General features: G+C 70.0%; 17 protein-coding genes. 12 read left to right on the top strand and 5 right to left on the bottom strand.

Annotated features, from left to right (window positions below):
- Positions 1 to 9: 9 nt before the first annotated feature.
- Genes GA0070619_RS23685 through GA0070619_RS23695 form a run of 3 tightly spaced genes read right to left on the bottom strand, consistent with a single transcriptional unit; the run spans position 10 to position 3,067 of the window.
- Positions 10 to 1,017, bottom strand: coding sequence for an ABC transporter permease (locus tag GA0070619_RS23685; protein WP_088950091.1), 1,008 nt, complete (start codon positions 1,015 to 1,017; stop codon positions 10 to 12).
- The gene (locus GA0070619_RS23690; protein WP_088950092.1) at positions 1,014 to 2,015 is read right to left on the bottom strand and encodes an ABC transporter ATP-binding protein; all 1,002 of its coding nucleotides are present in this window, start codon (positions 2,013 to 2,015) and stop codon (positions 1,014 to 1,016) included. The genes GA0070619_RS23685 and GA0070619_RS23690 overlap by 4 nt, the downstream gene beginning before the upstream one ends.
- Positions 2,012 to 3,067 carry an ABC transporter ATP-binding protein gene (locus GA0070619_RS23695; protein ID WP_172862235.1) on the bottom strand — a complete coding sequence of 352 codons (1,056 nt, stop codon included), beginning with the start codon at positions 3,065 to 3,067 and terminating at the stop codon, positions 2,012 to 2,014. The genes GA0070619_RS23690 and GA0070619_RS23695 overlap by 4 nt, the downstream gene beginning before the upstream one ends.
- Positions 3,068 to 3,588: 521 nt before the next feature.
- Here GA0070619_RS23695 and GA0070619_RS23700 point away from each other — a divergent pair.
- From GA0070619_RS23700 to GA0070619_RS23720, 5 genes are all read left to right on the top strand, one after another.
- Positions 3,589 to 5,025, top strand: a complete 1,437-nt coding sequence (locus GA0070619_RS23700; RefSeq protein ID WP_088950093.1) for a TldD/PmbA family protein — start codon at positions 3,589 to 3,591, stop codon at positions 5,023 to 5,025.
- Positions 5,022 to 6,419: a TldD/PmbA family protein gene (locus tag GA0070619_RS23705; protein WP_088950094.1), complete on the top strand. Its 1,398-nt coding sequence runs from the start codon at positions 5,022 to 5,024 to the stop codon at positions 6,417 to 6,419. The genes GA0070619_RS23700 and GA0070619_RS23705 overlap by 4 nt, the downstream gene beginning before the upstream one ends.
- 253 nt (positions 6,420 to 6,672) lie before the next feature.
- Positions 6,673 to 7,479: a hypothetical protein gene (locus GA0070619_RS23710; protein ID WP_088950095.1), complete on the top strand. Its 807-nt coding sequence runs from the start codon at positions 6,673 to 6,675 to the stop codon at positions 7,477 to 7,479.
- A gap of 12 nt (positions 7,480 to 7,491) precedes the next feature.
- On the top strand, positions 7,492 to 9,420 hold the full coding sequence (locus GA0070619_RS23715; RefSeq protein ID WP_088950096.1) for a fumarate reductase/succinate dehydrogenase flavoprotein subunit: 1,929 nt from the start codon (positions 7,492 to 7,494) through the stop codon (positions 9,418 to 9,420).
- Complete coding sequence (locus tag GA0070619_RS23720; protein ID WP_088950097.1) at positions 9,417 to 10,481, top strand: succinate dehydrogenase/fumarate reductase iron-sulfur subunit; 1,065 nt, start codon at positions 9,417 to 9,419, stop codon at positions 10,479 to 10,481. The genes GA0070619_RS23715 and GA0070619_RS23720 overlap by 4 nt, the downstream gene beginning before the upstream one ends.
- A gap of 151 nt (positions 10,482 to 10,632) precedes the next feature.
- Here GA0070619_RS23720 and GA0070619_RS23725 read toward each other — a convergent pair whose 3' ends face one another.
- A complete protein-coding gene (locus tag GA0070619_RS23725) occupies positions 10,633 to 11,082 on the bottom strand; it encodes a (deoxy)nucleoside triphosphate pyrophosphohydrolase (protein ID WP_088950098.1) in 450 nt (149 codons plus the stop codon).
- Between the two features lie 183 nt (positions 11,083 to 11,265).
- Between GA0070619_RS23725 and GA0070619_RS23730 the strand changes: the two genes are divergently transcribed.
- Both GA0070619_RS23730 and GA0070619_RS23735 read left to right on the top strand, forming a co-directional pair.
- Complete coding sequence (locus GA0070619_RS23730) at positions 11,266 to 11,574, top strand: 4a-hydroxytetrahydrobiopterin dehydratase (RefSeq protein WP_088952008.1); 309 nt, start codon at positions 11,266 to 11,268, stop codon at positions 11,572 to 11,574.
- 123 nt (positions 11,575 to 11,697) lie between these two features.
- Entirely contained in the window at positions 11,698 to 12,021 is a 324-nt protein-coding gene (locus GA0070619_RS23735) for a hypothetical protein (protein WP_088950099.1), read from the top strand.
- A 79-nt stretch (positions 12,022 to 12,100) separates the two neighbouring features.
- Here GA0070619_RS23735 and GA0070619_RS23740 read toward each other — a convergent pair whose 3' ends face one another.
- Complete coding sequence (locus tag GA0070619_RS23740; RefSeq protein ID WP_088950100.1) at positions 12,101 to 12,529, bottom strand: VOC family protein; 429 nt, start codon at positions 12,527 to 12,529, stop codon at positions 12,101 to 12,103.
- Between the two features lie 115 nt (positions 12,530 to 12,644).
- Here GA0070619_RS23740 and GA0070619_RS23745 point away from each other — a divergent pair, with 115 nt between their 5' ends.
- The 5 genes from GA0070619_RS23745 (at position 12,645) to GA0070619_RS23765 (ending at position 15,582) form a co-directional block, all read left to right on the top strand.
- Complete coding sequence (locus tag GA0070619_RS23745; RefSeq protein WP_088952009.1) at positions 12,645 to 13,547, top strand: LysR family transcriptional regulator; 903 nt, start codon at positions 12,645 to 12,647, stop codon at positions 13,545 to 13,547.
- Between the two features lie 10 nt (positions 13,548 to 13,557).
- Complete coding sequence (locus tag GA0070619_RS23750; protein ID WP_030337500.1) at positions 13,558 to 13,920, top strand: PH domain-containing protein; 363 nt, start codon at positions 13,558 to 13,560, stop codon at positions 13,918 to 13,920.
- 220 nt (positions 13,921 to 14,140) lie between these two features.
- Positions 14,141 to 14,872 (top strand): class I SAM-dependent methyltransferase, encoded by a 732-nt coding sequence (locus GA0070619_RS23755; RefSeq protein ID WP_088950101.1) that lies wholly within the window; start codon positions 14,141 to 14,143, stop codon positions 14,870 to 14,872.
- A gap of 27 nt (positions 14,873 to 14,899) precedes the next feature.
- Positions 14,900 to 15,100, top strand: a complete 201-nt coding sequence (locus GA0070619_RS23760; protein ID WP_088950102.1) for a hypothetical protein — start codon at positions 14,900 to 14,902, stop codon at positions 15,098 to 15,100.
- 197 nt (positions 15,101 to 15,297) lie between these two features.
- The gene (locus tag GA0070619_RS23765; RefSeq protein WP_088950103.1) at positions 15,298 to 15,582 is read left to right on the top strand and encodes a hypothetical protein; all 285 of its coding nucleotides are present in this window, start codon (positions 15,298 to 15,300) and stop codon (positions 15,580 to 15,582) included.
- Positions 15,583 to 15,644: the final 62 nt, after the last annotated feature.

The following is a 15,644-nucleotide window of genomic DNA, read 5'->3' on the forward strand; positions in this document are numbered from 1 at the left end:
TTTTGACCCCTACCGGGACGACTTCGGGTCGAGCGCGTCACGCAACGCGTCGCCGAAGAGGTTGAAGGCGAACACCAGCGCGAAGATCATGATGCCCGGGAAGAACACGTACGCCGGGTCGGTCTGGAGGAAGTCCAGACTGTCGTAGATCATCCGGCCGAAGCTCGGGGTCTCGTCGCTGAGACCGACACCGATGAACGACAGCGCGGCCTCGCTGGTGATGAACTGCGGCACCGCCAGGGAGAACGACACCAGGATCGGCGCCCAGATGTTGGGCAGCAGCTGCCGGAAGAGCATGTGCCCCAGCCCAGCCCCGCTGGCCCTGGCCGCCTCCACGAACTCCCGCTCGCGCAGCGCGATCACCTGCCCGCGAACCAGCCGGGCCGTGCTGGTCCAGCCGAAGATGGCGAAGACGGCGATCAGCACGCCCACCCCGAAGGCGGACGACACCTGCCCCCGCTCACCGTAGAAGCGCAGCGTGACGGTGGGGGTGAGCGCCAGCGCGATGATCAGGAAGGGCATGGCCAGGGTCAGGTCGGTGATCCAGTTGATCACGGCGTCGAGCCAGCCGCCGAGGTAGCCGGCGAGCGCGCCCAGCACGACCCCGATCGTCGCGGTGATCAGCGCCGCCGCGAACGCGACGAACAGCGACGTCCGCAACCCGTAGATCAACCGGATGAAGATGTCCCGACCCAGGTTCGGCTCCAGGCCGAACCAGTGGTCCCCGGTGACACCGCCGACATAGCCCAGTGGCATGCCGAAACCGTCCAGCAGGTTCTGGAACTGCTCCCGCGGCCCGATCCCGTAGGCCATCTCGATCAGCGGGGCGGCCAACCCCAACACCAGAAAGAAGACCAGGAGTACGCCGCTGACCACGGCCGTCCGGTCGCGTCGCAGTCGCATCCAGGCCAGCTGACCGGGTGAGCGGCCGACGACGCCCTTCGCGGCGGGCGTGGTCGCGTCCGGGTCGGACTCGATCTCGGCCAGCGCCAGACCCTCCACCGGGGACAGGCTCACGACGGCACCTCCTCGAAGATCGGAGCCGCCACCTCGGGGAAGTGGCACGCGGTGGCCTGCCGACCACCGTCGCGCGGCACCAGCGCCGGCTCCTCGGCGGCGCAGACGTCCTGCGCCTTCCAGCAGCGGGTGCGGAACCGGCAGCCCGACGGCGGGTTGAGCGGGGTCGGCACATCACCGGTCAGCCGGATCCGGCCCGCCGGGCCGAGCTGGGTGACGTCCGGGATCGCCGAGAGCAGCGCCCGGGTGTACGGGTGCTGGGGTCGTTCATAGATGTCCGCCCGGTCGCCGATCTCCACGATCCGACCCAGGTACATGACCGCGACCCGCTGGCTGAAGTGCCGGATCACCGCCAGGTCGTGCGCGATGAACACGAACGCCAGGCCCAGCTCCCGTTGCAGGTTGCGCAGCAGGTTGACCACCTGCGCCTGGATCGAGACGTCCAGCGCGGAGACCGGCTCGTCGGCGACGATCAGCTTGGGCCGCAGGGCCAGCGCGCGGGCGATGCCGATGCGCTGACGTTGACCGCCGGAGAACTCGTGCGGGTACCGGTTGTAGTGCTCCGGGTTCAACCCGACCAGCTCCAGCAACTCCTGCACCCGGGCCTTCACGCCACCCGGCGGCTTGATCCCGTTGACCTGCAACGGCATCGCCACGATCCGGCCCACGGTGTGGCGGGGGTTCAACGAGGCGTACGGGTCCTGGAAGATGATCTGGAGTTCCTGACGCAGCGGACGCAGCTCCCGCCGGCCGGCGTGCGTGATGTCCCGCCCGTCGAACTCGATGCTGCCGCTCGTCGGCTCCAGCAGCCGCACCAGCATCCGACCGGTGGTCGTCTTGCCGCAGCCCGACTCCCCCACCAACCCGAGCGTCTCGCCGGGTCGCACGTCGAAGTCGAGGCCGTCCACCGCCCGCACCAGGCCAGTGGCGCGCAGCCCCTGGCGTACCGGGAAGTGCTTGGTCAGCCCGCGCACCCGCAACAGTGGTTCGTCGGTCATCGGGCCACCCCCACGGATGCGACGTCCTCGGCGTAGAACGCGGCCCGCTCCTCCGCGCTCAGGTGGCAGGCGACCAGGTGGCCGTCCGCCCCGGCCGCTCGCAGCTCGGGCACCTCGCTGCGGGAGCGGCTGCCGGCGCGGTCCGCGTACCGGCAGCGGGGGTGGAACGCGCAGCCGGACGGCAGGTTGATCAGGCTGGGCGGGTTGCCGGGGATCGGCACCAGGTCCGCGTCCGCGTCGCCGTGCAGCGACGGCACGCTGGATAGCAACCCCCAGGTGTACGGGTGCTGCGGCGAGCGGAGCACCTGCTCGACGGTGCCCCGCTCGATGGCGCGACCCCCGTACATGACCAGCACGTCGTCGGCGACCTGGCCGACCACGCCAAGGTCGTGGGTGATCAGGATGATCGCGGAGTGGAACTCGGCCTGGAGGTCGGCGAGCAGGTCCAGGATCTGCGCCTGCACGGTGACGTCCAGTGCGGTGGTCGGCTCGTCGGCGATCAGCAGCGCCGGATCGTTGACCAGGGACATCGCGATCATCGCCCGCTGGCGCATGCCACCGGAGAACTCGTGCGGGTACTGGTCGAAGCGGCGCGCCGGCTGCGGGATGCCCACCCGGTCCAGCATGTCGACCGCCCGCTGGCGGGCCTCGCGCCGGTTGGCCTTCGGGTGGTGCACCCGGTACGCCTCGGCGATCTGCCGACCCACCGTGTAGTACGGGTGCAGCGCCGACAGGGGATCCTGGAAGATCATCGCCATGTCCCGGCCGCGCAGCCGGCGTACCTCCTCGTCGCCGAGGCCGACCACCTGACGGCCACCGACGGAGATCTCCCCGGTGATGGTGGTCCGCTTGGCGTCGTGCAGGCCCAGGATGGCCAGCGAGGTGACGCTCTTGCCGGAACCGGACTCACCCACGATGCCGAGGGTGCGGCCCCGCTCGACGGCGAACGACACGCCGTCGACCGCGCGCACCACGCCGTCCTCGGTGTCGAACCGGACCCGCAGGTCACGCACCCGCAGGTAGGCATCCTCGTCGGAGCGCTGTGCCGGCACGGCGGGACGGTCGTCCGGATCGCCGGACGGCAACGGTTCCGAGCTGTCCACGGCCACCTCCCTCAGTGACGAAGGGAACTTACATGAAAGTCCCGAGGGTGAAAATAAGCTACAAAGTCGGCACGTGTCAGCGGGCCCGAGCGTAACGAGTCGGCATCGGCCACGCACCCCCCTCACCTCGCCATCCACGCCCATTCATGCCGCGATCGCATCTCGGGTGCGCCGTCAACGCGCCCCGCGCCCCGCGCCCCGCGCCCCGCGCCCCGCGCCCCGCGCCCCGCGCCCCGCGCCAAGATCCTCACAACATCCCCGAAGTTGCTGCCTCAGGCGCGGCGGAGGCAGCAACATCCCTGATACTGCGCGAATCTTGACGACGAACACCGCCCCGACAGACCGGAAGCGGAGTTGGGCCCTCTGCCGCCAAGGTCGCGGGCCGGAGCGGGAGCGGGCGACGGAGTCCCATTCGGCCGGAGGACCTCGTCCCCTGACGGGTGTCGGTCGGCTGGCCTAGGGTCGGTCGCATGACCGAATTCGACGCGGCCAGTGCCGCCGTCCAGGCCGCCCTCGACGCGGGCGCCCGGTACGCCGACGCGCGGGTGATGCACCGCCGCTACGAGTCGATGACCGCGCGCAACGGCGACGTGGAGGAGCTGACCCAGGACGAGAGCATCGGCATCGGTGTCCGGGCACTTGTCGGTGCGAGTTGGGGCTTCTACGCCGTACCCGATCTATCCGACGCCGCCGCCCGCGACGCCGGCCGGCGCGCGACGCGGACGGCCATGGCGAGCGCGCGGGTGCCGGGCCCACCTGTCGACCTGGTTCCGGCCGAGGCGGTCACCGCGAGCTGGTCCTCCGGCTGCCAGATCGACCCGCTCGGGGTGCCCCTGTCGGACAAGGGTGACCTGCTGGTCGGCGCGACCCGCACGATGGCCGAGCACGGCGCCGACCTGGCCGAGGGCCTCTACCAGGTCTGGGACACCGCGAAGTGGTTCGTCTCCAGTGAGGGCCACCGGATCGACCAGCGGATCCGCGAGTGCGGCGGCGGCATCTCCGCCACCTCCATCGGTGACGGCGAGACGCAGCGCCGGTCCTGGCCGAGCTATCGGGGGCAGTACGGCACCACGGGATGGGAGCTGGTCGAGTCGCTCGACCTGGCCGCGCACGCCGCGCAGATCGCCGAGGAGTCCCGGGCGCTGCTGACCGCGCCGCTCTGCCCCGCGGGCGAGACCGATCTGATCCTCGGCGGCGAGCAGTTGGCCCTTCAGATCCACGAGTCGGTCGGGCACGCCATCGAGTTGGACCGGATCCTCGGCTGGGAGGCGGCGTTCGCCGGCACGTCCTGGCTGGACCTGGCGCAGCTCGGCTCGCTGCGCTACGGCTCCGAGCTGATGAACATCACCATCGATCCCACGATCCCCGGCGCGTTGGGCAGCTTCGGCTTCGACGACGAGGGTTCCCCGGCGGTCAAGCGGGACGCGGTGCGCGACGGTCGCTGGGTGGGGGTGCTCGCCGGCCGGGACTCCGCCGCCATGGCCAGCCTCGACTACGGCGGCAGCGTACGGGCCGACGGGTGGGCCCGACTGCCGATGGTGCGGATGACCAACGTCGGTCTGGAACCGGGCCCGCACACCCTGGAGGAGATCATCGCGGCCACCGACGACGGCGTGCTGATGGACCTCAACCGGTCCTGGTCGATCGACGACAAGCGGCTCAACTTCCAGTTCGGCTGCGAGGTCGGCTGGGAGATCAAGAAGGGGCGGCGGGGGCGGATGCTGCGCAATCCCACGTACACCGGGATCGGCCCGCTCTTCTGGCGCTCGATGGACATGCTGTCCAGCGAGACGGTCTCCTGGGGCACGCCCAACTGCGGCAAGGGCCAGCCCGGCCAGATCGGCCACACCGGTCACCCGGCCGCGCCGGCCCGGTTCCGCAACGTCCGGGTGGGGGTTTCAGCATGACCGAGTTGGAGCTGGCCGGGCAGGTCGTCGAGCTGGTTCGGCGTCTCGGCGGTCCGGCCGCGCAGGCCGATGCGGTGGTGACCCGGGCGGACCTGGCGCTGACCCGGTTCGCCAACTCGGCCATCCACCAGAACGTCGCGGAGTCGACAGTCGGGGTCCGGCTGCGGCTGCACATCGACGGTCGGACCGCCGCCGGCAGCGGCAGCGTGGTCACCGCCGACGGGCTGCACGCGCTCGTGGAGCGCACCCTGGCGGCGGCGCGCCTCTGCCCGCCGGACCCGGGCTGGCCGGGGCTGGTCGCACCGACGCCCGTGCCGGCCGCGCCGCCCGTGGACGAGGCGACCGCGTACGCCGAGCCGGACCAGCGGGCCGACCGGGTTGGCGCCTTCGTGGCCGCCGCCGGTGGCCTCAGCACCGCCGGCTACTGCCGCACCGCGCACCGCTCGTCGGCGTTCGCCAACTCGGCCGGGCACACGGCGTCCGGCCGATCGGCGGAGGCGGCGATGGACGGCATCGCGCGTAGCGACGGCGCGGACGGGGTGGCCCGGTTCGCCAGCGACCGGCTCTCCGACCTCGACGGTGCCGAGCTGGGCGCGCACGCCGCGGCGAAGGCGCAGGCGGCGGCCGACCCGGTGGAGCTGCCGCCGGGGCGTTACGAGGTGGTGTTCGAGCCGGCCGCCGTGGCGGACCTGTTGCAGAACCTGTCCTGGTATGGCTTCAACGGCAAGCGGTACGCCGAGCGGCAGTCCTTCGCCGAGCCGGGGGCGGCCCAGTTCGACCGGGCGGTGACCCTGGTGGACGACCCGCTGGGCGCGTCCGGCCTGCCGTTCGACGCGGAGGGCACCGCGCGAGGGGCGCTGACCCTGGTCGAGGCGGGCACCACCCGGGCGGTCGCCCACGATCGGCGGACGGCGGCCGAGGCGGGTGCGCGGTCCACCGGGCACGCGGTCGCGGGTGGCGCCACCTGGGGCCCGATGGCCCGCAACCTGCGACTGTCCGGCGCGACGGCTGGCCCGGCCAGCGCGACCGGTCGGAGCACCACCGGCGCGGCGGCCGGGGCGGTCGTCGACGCGGACACCGCCGCGCTCGTCGCCGGCGTACGCCGTGGGCTGCTGGTCAGCGACCTCTGGTACACCCGGGTGCTGGACCCGAAGAGCCTCGTCGTCACCGGGTTGACCCGCAACGGTGTCTGGCTCATCGAGGACGGCACTGTGGTGCGGGCGGTCCGCGACCTGCGGTTCACCGAGTCGTACCCGCGGGCGCTGGGGCCCGGGGCCGTGCTCGGGCTGGGAGCGCGGGCGGTGCGCCAACCGGACCGGGTGGACGGTGCATGGTGGTCGGCGCCCTCGGTGCGACTGGCGTCCTGGCACTTCACCGGGGGCGCCTCGGGCTGAGCGCGGCGATGTGCACGACGATCCGCCGCGGACCGCCGTGTCGGGGTATTTCCGCAGGCCAGACACTCGGGACACTCCCTTGCGCGGACGGCTCGCAGAGATCGGCGTAACGTGTGTCACTTAGCTGCGTCGGTCGATCCGGCGTGGTCGTTGGTGTGCGCATGACGTGGCAGCGGGTGCGGGTTCGCCGGTCCGCGTGCCGACCGGAGAAAGATCCGCCCGCCCGTACGGGCCCGTCGAGGAGACGACTCGAATGACTTCAACGGCAACGAGGCCGCGGGGAGCGCGGGCGCGCGCCGCGATCGCGGCGAAGACGTTGCGTACCGACCGCTGGTGGTTCGCCCCGCTGATCACCGTGATCGGGCTGAGCGCCTGGGTCGCGTACGCGACGGTCCGGGTCTTCATGCACGACTTCTACTGGGTCGCGGATTACCACTACCTGACCCCGTTCTACTCGCCCTGCGTAACCGAGCGGTGCATCGAGGGCGCCTCGCACTTCGGCCGGTTCCTGCCCGGCTGGTGGATCATTCCGGACGCGGCGCTGACCCTGCCGTTCCTGCTGCTGTTCCGGCTGACCTGCTACTACTACCGCAAGGCCTACTACCGGTCGTTCTGGCTGTCGCCGCCGGCCTGCGCCGTCCCGGACGGCCACAAGGAGTACGGCGGTGAGACCCGCTTCCCGCTGCTCGGGCAGAACCTGCACCGCTACTTCTTCTACGCCGCCGCGATCATCTCGCTGATCAACACCTGGGACGCGATCCTCGCCTTCCACTCGCCCAAGGGCTTCGGCTTCGGGCTGGGCAACATCATCCTGCTGCTCAACGTGGTGATGCTCTGGGCGTACACGATCTCCTGCCACTCCTGCCGGCACATCATCGGCGGCCGGCTCAAGCACTTCTCCAAGCACCCGGTGCGCTACAAGGCCTGGACGTTCGTCTCGGCCCTGAACGTCCGCCACATGCAGCTCGCCTGGATCACCCTCGGCACCCTGGCGCTGGCCGACTTCTACATCATGGCGCTCGCGGCCGGCTGGTTCTCCGACCTGCGGTTCATCAACTAAAGGGCCCCTGACATGACCACAACCACTCGCATCGAACGACACCACTACGACGTCGTCGTCATCGGGGCCGGCGGCGCCGGTCTGCGCGCGGCGATCGAGGCCCGGCTGGCCGGCAAGAAGACCGCGATCATCTCCAAGTCGCTCTTCGGCAAGGCGCACACGGTGATGGCCGAGGGCGGCGCGGCCGCCGCGATGGGCAACGTGAACAGCCGGGACAACTGGCAGGTGCACTTCCGCGACACCATGCGCGGCGGCAAGTTCCTGAACAACTTCCGGATGGCCGAGCTGCACGCGAAGGAGTCGCCGCAGCGGATCTGGGAGCTGGAGACGTACGGTGCGCTCTTCGACCGCACCAAGGACGGCAAGATCTCGCAGCGCAACTTCGGTGGCCACGAGTACCCGCGCCTGGCGCACGTGGGCGACCGGACCGGCCTGGAGCTGATCCGCACCCTCCAGCAGAAAATCGTGTCGCTCCAGCAGGAGGACCAACGGGAGTTCGGCTCGTACGACGCCCGGATCAAGGTGTTCTCCGAGACCACCATCACCGAGCTGCTGCTCGACGGTGACCGGGTGGCCGGCGCGTTCGGCTACTACCGCGAGTCGGGCGAGTTCATCCTCTTCGAGGCGCCGGCCGTCGTGCTGGCCACCGGCGGCGTCGGTCGCTCCTACAAGGTCACCTCGAACTCCTGGGAGTACACCGGGGACGGGCACGCGTTGGCGCTGCGCGCCGGGGCGACGCTGATCAACATGGAGTTCCTCCAGTTCCACCCGACCGGCATGGTCTGGCCGCCGTCGGTGAAGGGCATCCTGGTCACCGAGTCGGTGCGTGGTGACGGTGGCGTCCTGAAGAACTCCGACGGCAAGCGGTTCATGTTCGACTACGTCCCCGACGTCTTCCGCAAGCAGTACGCGGAGACCGAGGAGGAGGCGGACCGCTGGTACACCGACCCGGACAACAACCGGCGTCCGCCGGAGCTGCTGCCCCGTGACGAGGTGGCCCGCGCGATCAACAGCGAGGTCAAGGCCGGTCGGGGCTCCCCCGCCGGTGGCGTCTTCCTGGACATCGCGAGCCGGCGTTCGGCCGAGGAGATCCGCCGGCGGCTGCCGTCGATGTACCACCAGTTCAAGGAGCTTGCCGACGTCGACATCACCGCCGAGGCGATGGAGGTCGGGCCGACCTGCCACTACGTGATGGGCGGCGTCGAGGTCGACCCGGATTCGGGTGCCGCCTTCGGCCACGTACGCGGGCTGTTCGCCGCCGGTGAGGTCTCCGGCGGCATGCACGGTTCCAACCGACTGGGCGGCAACTCCCTGTCCGACCTGCTGGTGTTCGGTAAGCGGGCGGGCGGGCACGCGGCCAGCTACGCCGACGGGCTCGCCGCTCGGCCGAAGGTGGCCGTGGACGCTGTCGAGGCGGCCGTGGAGACCGCACTCGCCCCGCTCCAGCGCGACACCGGCGAGAACCCGTACACCCTTCAGCAGGACCTCCAGGCGGTCATGGGCGACCTGGTCGGAATCATCCGGCGCGAGGGCGAGCTGGCCGACGCGCTGGTGCGACTGGCCGAGCTGCGCGAGCGGGTCGCCAAGGTGAGCGCGTTCGGCGGCCGGCGCTACAACCCGGGCTGGCACCTGGCCCTGGACCTGCGCAACATGCTGGTGGTCTCGGAGTGCACCGCGAAGGCGGCGCTGGAGCGGCAGGAGTCGCGCGGCGGGCACACCCGGGAGGACTACCCGGCGATGGAGCCGAAGTGGCGGCAGGTCAACCTGGTCTGCTCGCTGGACGGCGACAGCGTACGGCTGACGCGTAAGCCGCTGCCGAAGATGCGGCCGGAGCTGATCGGCCTCTTCGACCGTGCGGAGCTTTCCAAGTACCTCACCGACGAGGAGCTGGCCGACTTCGACGCCCTCGTCGTCGACGCTGGAGAGGCGGACAACCGATGAGCGCGAAGCGTCAGTTCCGGATCTGGCGGGGCGACGAGACCGGCGGGGACCTGCAGGACTACATGGTGGAGGTGAACGAGGGCGAGGTGGTCCTCGACGTCATCCACCGCTTGCAGGCCACCGACGCTCCCGACCTGGCCTGCCGGTGGAACTGCAAGGCCGGCAAGTGCGGCTCCTGCTCCATGGAGATCAACGGCAAGCCGCGACTGGGCTGCATGACCCGGATGTCGACCTTCGGCGACGAGGAGACGGTCACGGTCACCCCGCTGCGTACCTTCCCGGTCATCCGGGACCTGGTCACCGACGTCTCGTTCAACTACGAGAAGGCACGGGAGACGCCGGCGTTCGCCCCACCGGCGGACGTCGCCCCGGGTGACTACCGGATGCAGCAGGTCGACGTCGAGCGCTCGCAGGAGTTCCGCAAGTGCATCGAGTGCTTCCTGTGCCAGACGGTCTGCCACGTGATCCGCGACCACGAGGAGAACAAGCAGGCGTTCTCCGGCCCGCGGTACTTCATTCGGGCGGCCGAGCTCGACATGCACCCGCTGGACGCCCGGACGGACCGCAAGGAGTACGCACAGGCCGAACAGGGCCTCGGTTTCTGCAACATCACCAAGTGCTGCACCGAGGTCTGCCCCGAGCACATCAAGATCACTGACAACGGGATCATCCCCATGAAGGAACGGGTCGTCGACCGCAGGTACGATCCCCTTGTGTGGCTTGGTAGCAAGATCTTCCGTCGGGGCGAGACGCCCCAGACCAGCGTGACCACCGCCCGTCAGGGCTCGCCGACGCCGGGCTCAGCCCGTGGTGGGCTGCACTCGCATGCGGGTGGCTCCCACGACTCGCAGGCTGAGGCGCAGGCGCAGAGCGGCGTCAACTGGCACCGGGAGGTGCCCCACCCGACCGCTCCGGCGGTGGACGACCGGGGCAAGCTTCCGCTGACCGAGCTCACCTTCGACCGGGCTGCCGCGCCGTCGCCGTTCGGTGACGACGTGACCTTCCCGCTGCCTCCGGAGCACCTGAACTTCGCGCACCCGGACCAGGACAACAAGCACTAGAAACCTCAACGAAGACGGGGGCCGCGGCGGCAGCCGCGGCCCCCGTCCGCATACCCCCACCCCACCCACCCCGGCCCCGGCCCCGCCCCACCGCGGTCGATCATGAAGTTATTGCCAGCTCAATCGGCGTGTCGCGGCAATAACTTCATGATCAACGGGAGCTGGGGGGCCGCAGGAGGGGGCGGAGGGCGGCGACGATGGGGGCGTCGGCGGGGAGCCAGGTGACCGAGTCCAGTTCGTCGGCCGTGAGCCAGCGCAGCGCCTCGTGTTCCAACGCCTGGGGCTCCTCGCCGTCGAGCAGGCGGGCCGCGTACACCTTGAGCACCGAACGGCCGTGCGCCATCCGTACGTCACGGCCGACCCGGTCGCCGATCTCGACGCGTACGGCCAGCTCCTCGACGCACTCCCGGATCAGCGCGTCGATCTCCGCCTCGCCCGGCTCGACCTTTCCGCCCGGAAACTCCCACATTCCTGCCACTTCGGGTGGGGCGGAACGCGCGCAGGCGAGCACCCGCCCGTCCCGGATTATCGCCGCGCCGACGATCACCTTCAGGTCCCGTCGTTCGACCTGCCCGCCACCATTCGCCCGTTCGGTCCGCACGGGCGTCCAGGGTGCCAGATCAATCGGCGGTTTGGGTACCGTAGCCGTCCGCTAGGCCAACAGAACACGGAAGTGTGGGCGTGGACACCCCCTCCGCGCGGCGAGAGACTAGAGGACACCGACAAGACACGGGATGGCGACGATTTGGCCACAAGCCGGCAACGGCGCTTGGGGGGTGCGGTGATGCGCGTGCTGTTCAACAGCAGGGCCAAGCACGACTACCTTGCCGACGCGTTGACCTTGCTGTCTGGTTGGACACGCGAGGGGGAGCAGATCCGACGGACGCTCGCGATCGACGATACCCAACACGCGGCACTAACTGAACGGGTCAAGGTGGTCGCAGATGCGCTGCACCTTCGCCCGGAGATCAGCCGGCAGTCCGACAGCACCCAGATCCGGGTCGGGCACGGCAACGGTGAACCGCTGACCGAGGGCGAGGTCCTGTTGGCCGCCCGCATCGAGGACGCCTACCGGGCGGTCACCGAGGCCTGAGCTTCTACTGGTTGGTAAGTCTGAGGTTTTCCTGAAAAGCACTGGGGTACCAGTTCCACGCGGGAGTTGACAAAGCTCTCGCGAAGGACCGAACTACTCAAACAGTGCTTTTCAGGAGCTGACATGACCACCCCCACGCAGAACCGCGCCAACGACCACGTCGAGCACGCCGGCCAGCACGACGTCCGCCGCGTGAACCGCCGCGGCGACGAGACGAAGCCGTCCTGGAAGACCAGCGAGCTGGCGATCTACGTGCTCGCCGTCATCGGTGTGCTGATCGCCTCGAACGCCGTCGGCGACGGCGCCGCGAACGACGGCGGCGACTACTTCGCCGCCGACAAGGCCTGGTGGTACATCACCCTGCTCACCATCGGCTACCTGGTGAGCCGGGGTCTGGCCAAGGCCGGCAGCCGCAGCACGGACCACGACCCGCGCAGCGACCACTGACCTGTCGCCGAAGCCCCGCGCCCGCCCGTCTCTGACAGGCAGGCGCGGGGCTTCCGCATGTCCGTCAGGCAGCTGGGGCTCACCGGTCGGCTACGGCGTCCTGCGGGTACCAGCGCAGCTCCACCGAGTTTCCGTCCGGGTCCTGCACGTAGATGGAGGTCGCCGAACCACGGGCACCGAACCGGTCCACCGGCCCGGTCAGCACCGTGAAGACCCCTGATCCGGTTACTTCGGCCCAGTCCAGCGGTGCCACCACCAGGCAGAAGTGGTCGACGTTCGTGCCCTGCCGCTCGCCACGGACCAGGTCGATGATGCTGTCGCGGCTGATCCGCACGGACGGGAACGGGACGGTGCCCGCGCGCCACTCATCGACCCGCACCGACTCCAGGCCGAGTCGGCCGCAGTAGAAGCCCAGTGCCCGTTCCACGTCGGCGACGGTCAGCACCAGGTGGTCGAAGCCGGTTACCCGTACCGCGCTGACGTCCGCCCGCTGTTCGTGGATGCTCATGTCGCAGCCTTTCGCTCGGTGTTTCCTGCCGCGTTCACGATCCCCGGACGGGAGACGCCGACCAAGAGCCGATATCGCTACGATTGTTGCCCACAGGTCAACGATGGGGGCGGACGTGCTGGAGCGGTACGAGGTCGAGACGTTCCTGACCCTCGCCGAGGAGCTGCACTTCGGCCGCACCGCCGAGCGACTGACCGTCAGCACCGGCCGGGTCAGCCACGTGATCAAGAAGCTGGAGCGTCGGATCGGCGCACCGCTGTTCGCCCGCACCAGCCGGGTCGTCCGGCTCACCCCGATCGGCCGGCAACTCGCCGACGAGCTGGCCCCACTGGTTGCCGGGATGGAGGAGGCCGTCCTCCGGGCCGTCGACGCCGGCCGGGGCGTCACCGGGACCCTACGGGTGGCGTTCCTCGGCGAGTGGACCGCACCGGTGCTGCTGCGGGCCGTGGCCCTGTTCAGCGAGCGGCATCCCGACTGCCAGGTCGAGGTGCGGGAGGCGCAGCTGGCCAACACGCGGTCCGGCCTCCTGGACGGCTCCACCGACGTACTCATCGCCTCGTTTCCCTTCGACGGGATGGCCACCGGCCCGGCGCTGCTCTCCGAGGACCGGGCGCTGGCGGTCGCGGCGGGTCACCCGCTCACCCGGGAACGCTCGGTGTCGCTGGAGGTCCTCGCCGACCACCCGGTGGTGCAGTACCCGGCAGTGACCTCGGTGGAGTTCAAACGGGACCGCACCCCGGAGCGCACCCCGGCCGGCCGGCCGGTGCCGAAGGGACCCGCCGGGAACACCTTCTCCGAGATGCTGTCCCTGGTCGCACTGGGCCGGGGCGTCCTGCCGGTGGGTGAGCACACGAGGCGCTACTACCCCCGCCCCGACGTGGCGTACGTGCCCATCCACGACGCGCCACCGATCGAGCGAGGGCCGGTCTGGCTGCCCAGCAACACCACCACCCGGGTACGCGAGTTCGTCCGCGCCGCGACCGACGCGAACGCCGGCACGTTGGCACCGGTTTTCTAGCCTGGATCTCATGGCGAACATCGCGTACGACCGCAAAGAGCAGGTCCAGCAGATCGAGAGTGGCCTTCTCGAGGGTGAGCAGATCATCGCCGTCTACGACGCGGTCGGCACCGGCACCGGGTTCATCGGGCTGACCGACCGCCGGGTGATCATCCAGGACCGTTCCTTCGTCGGGAAGCGGTTCGCGATCACCAGCATCCCGTACTCGAAGATCACCAGCGTGAGTGTGGTCAGCAACAAGTCCTGGGGTGGCTCGTTCTTCTCCACCGGGGCGATCGCGATCCACGTCGGCACGCACACCTACGAGGTGGAGTTCCGTGGCGCGCAGAAGAGCCACCACGTGCACAACGTGATCCTGCACCACATCTCCTGACCGCACGTCCCGTCCTGGGCCCGGCTGGCGTAATTGCCTTGCCGGGCCTGCGGCGTCTCTGGTGTCCTCGGTCGACAGCCGTGCGAAGGGAGCAGCCACCATGCCAGACACGACGAGGTCCCACGAACCCACCGTCATCTGACCTGAGGAATCGAGGCTTCGTGAGCACTACCGCTCCCCTGGCGCTGAGCGCCACTGAACCCAACCCCGGAGGCCGCTGATGTCGGTCTTCGACGATCCCGGCCTCTTCGGCCGGCTCTGGGCCGCCGACTATGACGGCCCCGGCAACCCCGACCCGGCGCCAGCGGTGGACTTCCTGGCCGATCTGGCCGACGGGGGGCCGGTTCTCGAACTGGCGATCGGCACCGGCCGGGTCGCACTTCCGCTGGCCGAGCGCGGTCTCACCGTGCACGGTGTCGAGGCGTCCGAGGAGATGGTGGCGCAGTTGCGGGCCAAGCCCGGCGGCGACCAGATCCCGGTCGTCGTCGCCGACATGGCGGACGTGCCGGTGAAGGGTGAGTTCCGGCTCGCGTACCTGGTCTTCAACACGCTGTTCAACCTGGTGGACGCCGAGCGGCAGGCGGACTGCTTCCGCAACGTCGCCCGCGTGCTGTCGCCCGGCGGCGCGTTCGTCATCGAGACGTTCGTGCCCGACCCGCGCGACTTCGACTCGGACGAGCAGGTGCAGGTGCGGTCCGTGACCGAAGACTCCGCGACGATCCGGCTGCACAAGTACGACCGGCCGGCGCAGCGGTTCATCCGGCAGACCATCACCTTCGACGCCGAGGGTGTGCACCTGTTGCCGTTCGCCATGCGGTACGCCTGGCCACACCAGATCGACGAGATGGCGCAGCAGGCGGGGCTCCGGCTCACCGAACGGTACGCCGACTGGCAGCGGCGACCGTTCCACGCCGACAGCCCGTCGCACATCTCCGTCTACCGGGCGGAGTAACGGTTCGGTCGAAAGTGAGGTGCCGCCATGAGCAAACGAGCCATCCAGGCAGTCCTGGCCCTGTCGGTCGTCCTGATGGCCACCGGCATCATCCTCAAAGTGACCGGCGACGGCGGCGCCGACACCGCCGGCACGGTGGCGGTGTCGCTCGCCTCGGTGGGTTCGATCGTGGCCGCCATCGGCTCGTCCTTCCGCGCTGCCCGCGAGGACGACAGCCCGCACCGGTGATCCGGCTGTCGCGCTGCCCGATCAGACGGATCCCAGCGGCAACGAGCTGCGCGTCCGGGCCGATGAGGACAGCGCGGTCAGCTCAGCGGTAGATGGATTTCGGTCCACAAGGGCACGGGCGTGGATGTGTCACTGTGGGTACGACGCCCCGCCACCGAGGGGACGGGGTCGATCTCCGCCAGCGGAAGCGACTGCCCATGATGTTCAAACGAGCCGATCTGGCCGTCCTGACGCTGGCGCTCGGCCTGCTGATCGTCGGCTACATCCTGCGGGACGACGTGCACGGCACGGCCGCAACGGTCGGCCGGGTGCTGGTGCCGCTCGGCTACATCTGCGGCATGATCGCCGGTATCGGCCCCGCTCGCCGCGCCAGGCGCGAGAACAACCGATTACGAGCGGTACTGCTCGGCGGCGACACCGCACCCGTTGCAGACGAGCGCCCGGGCCAGCCTCGCGCCGAGGACACCCACCCGGACCGGTAGTTCGAACGTTTCGCGCTCGGCTGATTCTGCTGCCAGCAGCCTTTCTTGAATCGTCGGGCCCG

Origin of the sequence: Micromonospora zamorensis (assembly GCF_900090275.1) — a bacterium.
GTDB lineage: Bacteria > Actinomycetota > Actinomycetes > Mycobacteriales > Micromonosporaceae > Micromonospora > Micromonospora zamorensis.

Excerpts from the sequence above, each read along its gene's own strand:
- GA0070619_RS23750 (WP_030337500.1), top strand. The coding sequence starts at position 13,558 with ATGGCGAACATCGCGTACGACCGCAAAGAGCAGGTCCAGCAGATCGAG.
- GA0070619_RS23735 (WP_088950099.1), top strand. The coding sequence starts at position 11,698 with ATGACCACCCCCACGCAGAACCGCGCCAACGACCACGTCGAGCACGCC.
- GA0070619_RS23715 (WP_088950096.1), top strand. The coding sequence starts at position 7,492 with ATGACCACAACCACTCGCATCGAACGACACCACTACGACGTCGTCGTC.
- GA0070619_RS23710 (WP_088950095.1), top strand. The coding sequence starts at position 6,673 with ATGACTTCAACGGCAACGAGGCCGCGGGGAGCGCGGGCGCGCGCCGCG.
- GA0070619_RS23760 (WP_088950102.1), top strand. The coding sequence starts at position 14,900 with ATGAGCAAACGAGCCATCCAGGCAGTCCTGGCCCTGTCGGTCGTCCTG.
- GA0070619_RS23700 (WP_088950093.1), top strand. The coding sequence starts at position 3,589 with ATGACCGAATTCGACGCGGCCAGTGCCGCCGTCCAGGCCGCCCTCGAC.
- GA0070619_RS23755 (WP_088950101.1), top strand. The coding sequence starts at position 14,141 with ATGTCGGTCTTCGACGATCCCGGCCTCTTCGGCCGGCTCTGGGCCGCC.
- GA0070619_RS23740 (WP_088950100.1), bottom strand. The coding sequence starts at position 12,529 with ATGAGCATCCACGAACAGCGGGCGGACGTCAGCGCGGTACGGGTAACC.
- GA0070619_RS23720 (WP_088950097.1), top strand. The coding sequence starts at position 9,417 with ATGAGCGCGAAGCGTCAGTTCCGGATCTGGCGGGGCGACGAGACCGGC.
- GA0070619_RS23730 (WP_088952008.1), top strand. The coding sequence starts at position 11,266 with ATGCGCGTGCTGTTCAACAGCAGGGCCAAGCACGACTACCTTGCCGAC.
- GA0070619_RS23765 (WP_088950103.1), top strand. The coding sequence starts at position 15,298 with ATGATGTTCAAACGAGCCGATCTGGCCGTCCTGACGCTGGCGCTCGGC.
- GA0070619_RS23705 (WP_088950094.1), top strand. The coding sequence starts at position 5,022 with ATGACCGAGTTGGAGCTGGCCGGGCAGGTCGTCGAGCTGGTTCGGCGT.
- GA0070619_RS23690 (WP_088950092.1), bottom strand. The coding sequence starts at position 2,015 with ATGACCGACGAACCACTGTTGCGGGTGCGCGGGCTGACCAAGCACTTC.